Genomic DNA, 8,338 nt, shown 5'->3' on the forward strand with positions numbered 1-8,338 from the left:
CTCTTTGCCGGTCCCGCTTTCACCGGTGATCAGGATGGTGGAGTTGGTGGCGGCCACGTTCTCAACCAGGTTGAGGGTCTGTTTCAAAGCGTGGCTGTTGCCGATAATGTTTCCGAAAGAGAAACGTTGATTCAGGGTTTTTTTGAGGTGGATATTCTCCTGGTTCACCTTGCGTTCCTTGATTACGCGGTCAATGCGGTGTTGAAGCTCGAGGTTGTTGAAGGGTTTTTGCAGGTAGTCCACGGCGCCCAGTTTAATGGCTTCAATAGCGGATTCAATGGTGCCGAAAGCGGTCAGAAAGATCACCCGGATGGCGGGGTCCACCCGCACCAGTTGCTTGAATATCTCAATCCCGGAGGTGCCCGGGATCATCAGGTCCATGATCACCACGTCCACTCCGGAATGGTGGTTGGCCAGGGCCTGGCTCATGTTTTCCGAGATGATCAGCTTGTATTCGCTGTCTTTGAAAATACGGCGGAAAATATCGTGGATAATGCTTTCGTCGTCGATCAGGTGAATGGTTTTTTCAATCATAACGTATGCTCCGTAAGGGGGTGATGAGGGGAAGCGCGATCGAAAACGTTGTGCCCTTGCCTTCCCGGCTCTGGACATCGATTTCGCCGTAGTGTTCCCGCACGATGTTGAAGGCGATGGAGAGACCGAGCCCGGTACCTTCTCCAGGTCCCTTGGTGGTAAAGAAGGGGTCGAAGATGTGGGCAATATCCACCTGGCGGATGCCGCCGCCGTTGTCGCTTATCGTAATCATGACCTTTTCGGCGTCGTCGCTGCCTTCCAGCCGGATGACGCCGTGATCATGATCAATGGCGTCCGCGGCATTGATCAACAGGTTGATGAAGAGCTGCTGCAAGCGGGTGATGAACCCGGTTACCCGTTGGGTAATCACTAACTTCTTTTCCACGTGGATCTTTTTGCGTTTCAGCTTGTGTTCCATCAGGGAGAGGCTCTCCAGGATGACTTTCTCAAGGTTGACTTCTTCGGGCGCCTCGCCTTTCTGCCGGGAGAAGTCCAACAGGGTGCGGATGATTTTGTTGGCCCGGTGAACCTGCTCCTGGATGCGGGAGAGAAAATCCCGGTTTTCGGGATTTTCGGGATTATCCAGGATAAACTGACAATAGGAAGAAATCCCCGTCAAGGGAGTGTTGACTTCGTGGGCGATTCCCGCTGACAGCATTCCCAGGGAGGCCATTTTTTCCGTGGTGATCAACTGTTTCATCATCAGGACTTTTTCGGTGACATCTTCAAAGAGCAGGATGGTTCCGGTGATCTTGCCGCTGTTGTCTTGTAGCGGGGAAACCCGGATATCAAAAATCTTTTGCTCGCCCAGGAGCGGGATTCGAATCTGGAACGTGGATACCTCATGGGACTTTCGCGGCAGGATCTCTTTCCAGAAGGCGTTGCCCAGTACCCGGAAGGCCTTGCGATTGACCGCCTGGCGCCGTGGGATGGCGAATTTTTCTTCCATGAACTGGTTCCAGCTCATGATGATGTTCAGGCGCGAAAGCACCACGATACCGAAACTCAAATTTTCAATAATGGTCTCATTGAATTCTTTCAGCCAGTTGATCTCTTCCAACTGGGTTTGCAACTCTGAATAGAGAAAGGCGTTTTCCACGGAGAGGGAAAGAGAAGAGGAGATGTTGAACAGCAGTTCCCAGTCTTCGATTGAGAGATAGGTGCCGTCTTTTTTCAGGCTGAAAGCCACCACGCCGGTGAGTTTGTCCGCTGTTTTCAAGGGCAGAAACTGGTAATATCCCATGGTTTTCAGGGTTTTAGATTCCTTGGGAAAGCGGCTGGAATAATCCGTTTCTGAGGGGATTACCAGGTGGTCGCTGCGGAACAACTCTTCGCGAAAGGCCTTGGAAAGGACCAGCTTGGTTTTGCCCGGCAGGGAATAAAACAGGTTTTTGCGCGAGTGGATCAACATGGCGGAATGGTTGAGGGAAAACCCGCTGTTGATGGTGTCCAGGAAGTTTGTCGACAATTGCGAAAGGTTTCGTTCTCCCTGCAATGACTGGATAAGATAACGCAGCCGGCGTTTGAAGTTGAATGAGCGTTTCAGAAAAATGCGTTCAAAGTATTCCTGAACCGTTGACTCGATGGGTTTGAACAGGTAACCGGCGGTAAGAATGGCGGTAACGGACCAGAAGACACCCATCAGGCGGTTCTGCTCGATGTTGATGCCCAGGAAAAAGAAAACCCCGAAAATAAACAGAAATATCGAAGAGATGGAAAGGGTTTTGCGGATAATGGCCTGGATGTCGGTGAATCGGCGCTGGCTGAGGTTGATGATCAGGCCCACCGGAGTGGCCACGGTTAAAAAGAGCAGGATGACCGTGGGCAGGGAGGAGGAACCTTCGTGAAGGGATTTAAGGAAGGGGGACAGGATCAGCGGCATCAGCCCGATCGCGGTCAATACCAGCGCGACCAGGAAGCGGGGCTGGCGGCGGCGCAGCGCCAGGATCAGGCTGGATCGGGTCAGCAGTCCCAGCGATATCACCAGAAACAGCATCATATATGCCTGCATAATGTTGTGAAAATAGCTGATGATTCCGGACAATACCCCCGTATGGGGGTTGAAAAGATTGGGAATCAGAAAAAAAAGGTAAAAGAAGAGGATGGCCGCGGGCACGGTGTAGATCACCAACAGGGTGCGCTTGCCGACGCGCCGGTACACCCAGGCTTTGTGCGGGTGAATCAAGGTGAAATGCAGCAGGAAAGCGGGGAATAGCAACAAACTCAAGCGGTCCAGGGAGAGGAACACAAAGTCCAGCATGTGGTAGGCCCCGGTTGGCGAAAATATCAGGTATCCGGCAAAGGAGAGGCTCACCAGGAAAAAACTGGGATGGGCCGCCAGTTCTTTTGGTTGAACCAGTCGGGCGTTCAAGAGGTTCAGGGTCAACAGGATAAAGATAATGGCGGAGAACACCAGGATGTAATAGGTGATGGGAGTATAACGCCGCATGATATCGATTCCCACGATTTTGATCAGTCCTTCACGCTCGATTTCGTAGCGGCAATAGTGGCGGTGCTCGATCACGCGATACAGGTCGCTGCGGTTCTGGATCAGGTACTTGTTGACCGTGAGCAATATGTCTCCCGAACGGATGGGGGAGGCATCCGCGGCGGCGGTGCATTGCAGTCCTTTATCGGTTTCCTGCCAGTGGACCATGTCCGTGGGCGTAGACCATTTGAGTTTCTGGAAAATATTGGAAAGGCAGACGATGACAAAAATCAGGTAAACAAAATGCCAAGGGTACTTGCGGATCATTGGAAAAGGTCACTGTCCGCCATGCGGAACGACCACAGAATTTTCTGCCGGCCCGAAAGAGCCGGCAGTGTTTTCTGAAACAGTTTGCGGGAAATGATCTCCGGGTCGTAAAAGAAATCATCTTCGTCCACGCTGGACGGGTCGATCACCTGGTCCGTATCCAGTGACATGCTCTGGGGACGAGCGTGCGCCAGGGTGAATTCCTGAGAGTGACCCTGGTTTTGCAGCCCCGCAGGTAAACACAGTACCGTCAACAAGACGATCACGGGGACGCTTCTGTTCATGCCCTGCATTATAGCAGGCTGCAAGGCGAAATTGAAGGCCGGGACCGGGCGCAAAACCATTGACGGGTTTCCACGTATTAATGGTTTATCACAACCACAGCCAAACAAGGGAGGAAAACATGCTCAGAGTGTTTACCATCGGCATGATCGCGCTAACCCTTTGCCTGAATCTGGTCGCCGGCGAGCCTGCCGACGAACCCGATTGTGTGCGCCTGATCCGCGAGGCCGGCGAAGGTGATGAATACCCCGGAGCGTCCGTTCTGGTGGTCCTGGATCAAACCCGGGTCGAGGTCATGGATTCGGGATTGAGCCACGTGCGCCAACAGACTTTGTTTAAAATTCTTAAACCCCAAGGGGCTTCGGAAATGAAAGTGCTCACCTTCGGTTATGACCCCCAGTCGGCTTATGTGGAGATCCGTTCCGCCAAAATCATCCGCAAAAACGGGAAAGTCGAAGAGTTAAACCTTTCCACTGTTACCGACTACCCGGCTCCGGCCAGGGCTATCTACTGGGGAGCGCGGGAAAAGATGCTTCCCGTGGGGCGCCTTGGTGTGGGAGACGGGTTGGCGGTGCGATTCTACCGCAAAGGATACACCTACGCCTTGCTGCAGCAGGATGAGGCCGGAGACGACAGTCGCTACATCCCGCCCATGAAAGGCCATTTTTACGATATCGTGCCTTTTTACTCCAGGCGCCCCGTTAAAATGAAACGCTACGAAGTCACCATTCCCCGCGACAAGGAACTGCAGTACGAGTTCTACAACGGCGAGGCGCGGCACTTCGCGCGTGTTGAGGATGACCGTGTACGCTATTTTTGGGAAAAACCCGATATCGCGGCGTTTAAACCGGAACCGAACCAGGTGAGCCCCTCTGATGTGGCGCCCAAGTTGCTCTTGTCCACATCACCCGATTGGACGGCCAAGTCCCTGTGGTTTCACCGCGTCAACGAAGATTTCGGCTCCTTTGAATTCAACGATGAGATCAAGGCCAAAGTCGATGAAATCGTTGCCGGCACCAACGACCCCTGGGAAAAGATCTCCCGCCTGACCCACTGGGTGGCCGAGGAGATCCGTTATTCGGGCATCTCCATGGGCGAGGGTGAAGGGTTTACCCTGCATCCGGGAACCATGACATTCCGTGACCGTTGCGGAGTATGCAAAGACAAAGCCGGTATGCTGGTAACCATGCTGCGGGCGGCTGGTTTCATTTCATATCCGGCCATGACCATGGCGGGATCCAGGATCGACCGCATTCCCGCCGACCAGTTCAACCACAGTGTGACCGTGGTCAAGGTGGATGGAGAATACCACCTGTTGGATCCAACCTGGGTGCCGGGTGTGCGGGAACTTTGGTCTTCGGCGGAACAGCAGCAGGAGTATCTGATGGGGATTCCCGAAGGGGCGGACCTCATGTCCACCCCGATCAGTCCGGCGGAAAATCACTATCTGTACTACACCATCGATTCCCGGGTGGAAGCGGACGGAAGCCTGACGGCGGACGTGCGCATTGAAGCCGAAGGTCAGAGTGATTCGGGGGTCAGGCGCTCCCTGGGGTTCGGTCCCCTGCACCGCCGCGCCGATATGCAGCGCGCGGTTTTGTGTCGCGGCATTCCCGGAGCCAAGGTGTCCCGCCTCTTTATGCACGATCCCGAAGATCTTTCCAAGCCCATGTCTATCTCTTTCCGCATGCAGGTTCCCGCCGCGTTTCAACAGGGGAGAGCGGCCGGCCTGCTGAAACCGCTGTCCTTTCAGTTGCCGCTGGACAACCTGTTGACATTCAGCCGCATGCGCACCCAAATGAACACCCGCAAGTTCGCGTTCCGCACCCGTTGTTCCCAGCTGGTACGCGTAAAGGAAACCATCACCCTGCCTCGATCCATGAGTTTGGAGAACGCTCCGCAATGGCGGAACGTAAACAGCAGTGGGGCGGATTTTCAGGGCCGAATCACGCAGAAAGGAAAGCGGATCAGCCTGTATCGTGAAATCAAATTGAAAAAGCGCATCTACGAGGCCGCAGAATGGCCCGGTTTCCGCGATAGCGTGCGTCACTTCAGTGACCCTGAACACGGTGTACTGGTGTTCCGGAATGGAGGCAAGCAGTGAAACGAGCGACAATCTGTTTTTTGATTATGGCCCTGGCCTCGCTGCTGGTGGCGGCTGAGCCTGAATTTGACGGCAGATACCTGCTGCGCGAAGTCACTTACACCCTGAATTCCGACGGCTCCTGGATTCAGGATGTGAGCCAGCGCATGCAGTACAATTCCTATACCGCCATTCGGCGCATGGGTGAAACTTTTATCCTGTTCAACCCGGATTTCCAGAAACTCGAGGATGTCCACTCCGTTACCACCATGGTGGATGGTACCCGGGTTCCGATACCCGATAACGCCACCAATCTCGTGCTACCGCGTATGGCGCACGAACATAGCGGATTCTCCCACCTGCGTGAGATGGTTGTGACCCACACGGGCCTGGAAAGAGGGGCCGTGGTTGATTTTTCTTACCGCCTGATCACCCGGGCGGATTTCCAGCCCGGTTTCGCGGCAAGCGAAGCCCTGGCAGCGACGCTGCCCCTGGATCGGCTGGTGATCCGCGTCAAAGCCGATTCCGGACAGGAACTGATATACGCGACCCCGTTTGAATTCCCACCCCAGGTCGTGACAGAGGGTGGCAAAACCACCTGGACCTGGGTGCGGGAAAACCTGTCCCCGGCCTGCGCGGAATCTTTCATGCCGCCGGACCAGGTGCCGGTATTGCTTTTGGGCACGCGTCAACCATGGAAAGCGATCATGCAACCATTGAATACCGCGGAGACGCTTCCCGAAGAGTTGCAGGAAAGCCTGAGAGAGACTGCTCGCGAAAGCAACACGGTGGTGGACAAAGCGGTAAAAATCGCTCACATGGTGGATCGGGCGGTGGATCTGTGTCATGTTCCCCTGACCTTGTCCGGATGGCGTTATCGTTCTCTGCAGGATGTCTGGAACCTGCACAGCGCAACCGCTCTGGAAAAGACGCGTCTGCTGAACGCGGCCCTGAAAGCCGCGGGCTTGCCTGCGCAAATCCTGGTCTATTCCCGCAGGGGATGGCTGGACGTATCGGGGCCGGTGCTGCCGCAGGCGCAAGGTTTCCTGGTGGCGGTTCGTGAAGATGAGGCCAAAACCTGGTATCTGGACCCATCGGGCGAAACCAGGGGATTGTTTCCGGAAAAATTAGAGGGGAGGGCTGCTTACCACGTTGATGAAGACCGGTTTGGGCGCATCTTTGACCCGGGACCGGTGGAGAATCGGCTGGACGTGTCTGGAGAGTTGCGGTTCAATGACCCAGAAGACATTGACGGCTGGATTGAACTCCATTTGAGCGGGGCCTGGGTTGATTACGAAAAGGTCATGGACAATGCGGTCAAAACGGCTGAAGCCTTCCTGAAACGCATGCTTGCGTTTGAGAAACTGGGTGATGGTACTGTGCGTGAAATAACCCCCCGCAGCCTGCGCGTTCGTTTCGGCGTAGAGTCGGTTAAACTGGAACGCCTGTCTCCATCCGTGTTGGCTTTCAAACGGCCAAAAATCAGTTCCATTCAGCCGATGATGATCGCGGCCGACCGGCGTATGTCGCCCCTGGTGTTGGATCACTCCTTGAACGTGCGCGCGTGCATCGCTGTGGTACCGGGCAAAGACATGGTTTTGGACCCGCTTGCAAAAGATATAAACATGCAGAGCGGAGCAGCTGCTTTCATCCGCTCTTATCAAGAACTGAAAAACGGCAAATCCCTTTTCACCTGGGAGTTCAGGGCTCCCGCTCGCGTCGAACCCCCGCAATACGTTGCTTTCCGCGAGCTGGCGGCGCAAGCACTGGCGGCAACACCCTGGTTTACGTTGGCTCTTCCTTTCACCCGATAACCGTCGGTTCCCCGGGGCGATTTCGCCCCGGGGAACTGGCACTCTGAAACCACCCGTTGTACAATTAAGCCATGCAAGAAAACGAGCAGGAGCTGCGCGCGCGCATGGTGGAGCAACAGATCCGTTCCCGGGGAATCAGCGACTCCCGGGTGCTGGAAGCCATGATTCGGGTTCCCCGTGAACGCTTTGTGGCGGAACAGGACCGTTCTCAAGCCTTTCGTGACGGGCCCTTATCCATCGGCAGCGGCCAGACCATATCTCAACCCTATATCGTGGCCTACATGACCGAAATTCTGCAACTGAGCGGAAACGAGCGGGTCCTGGAAATTGGTACCGGCTCCGGTTACCAGAGCGCGGTTCTGGCGGAGCTGTGTATGGAAGTGTTCACCCTGGAGCGCATCTCGAGCCTGGCCCGGCGCGCCCACGAACTGCTGGTTGACGGAATGGGATATGAAAACATTCACTTCCGTGAAGGCGACGGTCGCGATGGTTGGCCGGAAGAGGCTCCGTTTGACCGCCTCCTGGCTACCGCGGCTCCAGCGGCCATTCCTCCGGCCTGGACGGAACAATTGGGTGACCCCGGTATCCTGGTTGCGCCCGTGGGAGTGGGGTATCAACAGATTATCCGCATTCGCAAGCGGTCGGGGCAGATGACTCAAGAAGAATTGATTGGGGTGGCGTTTGTGCCGTGTTTGTAAAGTTGAAAAGTTGGAAAGTTGGGTTCTATTACGTTTCGTGTGGGTAAACATATATTGGGAATCAGTAAGCAGTTGTGAGGAAGAGTGCCCAGAGGGCATACATACCCGCAGGGCATAAAGCATAAGCGAACGCAAACGGCAGGTTCCGGGGCCCCATGGGCTGAGGCAGGAC

At 55.1% G+C, this 8,338-nt stretch carries 6 protein-coding genes; 3 read left to right on the forward strand and 3 right to left on the reverse strand.

Features of this window, described 5'->3' with window-relative positions:
• From ENN40_04480 to ENN40_04490, 3 genes are all read right to left on the reverse strand, one after another.
• The coding region (locus ENN40_04480) for a sigma-54-dependent Fis family transcriptional regulator (protein ID HDP94602.1) at positions 1 to 612 on the reverse strand (612 nt) is incomplete at its 3' end.
• Positions 527 to 3,289, reverse strand: coding sequence for a PAS domain-containing protein (locus ENN40_04485; protein ID HDP94603.1), 2,763 nt, complete (start codon positions 3,287 to 3,289; stop codon positions 527 to 529). The genes ENN40_04485 and ENN40_04480, both read right to left, overlap by 86 nt.
• Positions 3,286 to 3,573 (reverse strand): hypothetical protein, encoded by a 288-nt coding sequence (locus ENN40_04490; GenBank protein HDP94604.1) that lies wholly within the window; start codon positions 3,571 to 3,573, stop codon positions 3,286 to 3,288. Before ENN40_04490 ends, ENN40_04485 begins: the two co-directional genes overlap by 4 nt.
• A 59-nt stretch (positions 3,574 to 3,632) precedes the next feature.
• Between ENN40_04490 and ENN40_04495 the strand changes: the two genes are divergently transcribed.
• The 3 genes from ENN40_04495 to ENN40_04505 all read left to right on the forward strand — a co-directional run bounded on the left by ENN40_04495 (position 3,633) and on the right by ENN40_04505 (position 8,166).
• Positions 3,633 to 5,675, forward strand: a complete 2,043-nt coding sequence (locus ENN40_04495; GenBank protein ID HDP94605.1) for a DUF3857 domain-containing protein — start codon at positions 3,633 to 3,635, stop codon at positions 5,673 to 5,675.
• Positions 5,672 to 7,468, forward strand: a complete 1,797-nt coding sequence (locus ENN40_04500; GenBank protein ID HDP94606.1) for a DUF3857 domain-containing protein — start codon at positions 5,672 to 5,674, stop codon at positions 7,466 to 7,468. The genes ENN40_04495 and ENN40_04500 overlap by 4 nt, the downstream gene beginning before the upstream one ends.
• 71 nt (positions 7,469 to 7,539) lie before the next feature.
• Positions 7,540 to 8,166, forward strand: a complete 627-nt coding sequence (locus ENN40_04505; GenBank protein HDP94607.1) for a protein-L-isoaspartate(D-aspartate) O-methyltransferase — start codon at positions 7,540 to 7,542, stop codon at positions 8,164 to 8,166.
• Positions 8,167 to 8,338: the final 172 nt, after the last annotated feature.

It is taken from the genome of Candidatus Aminicenantes bacterium (assembly GCA_011049425.1).
Lineage (GTDB): Bacteria > Acidobacteriota > Aminicenantia > UBA2199 > UBA2199 > UBA876.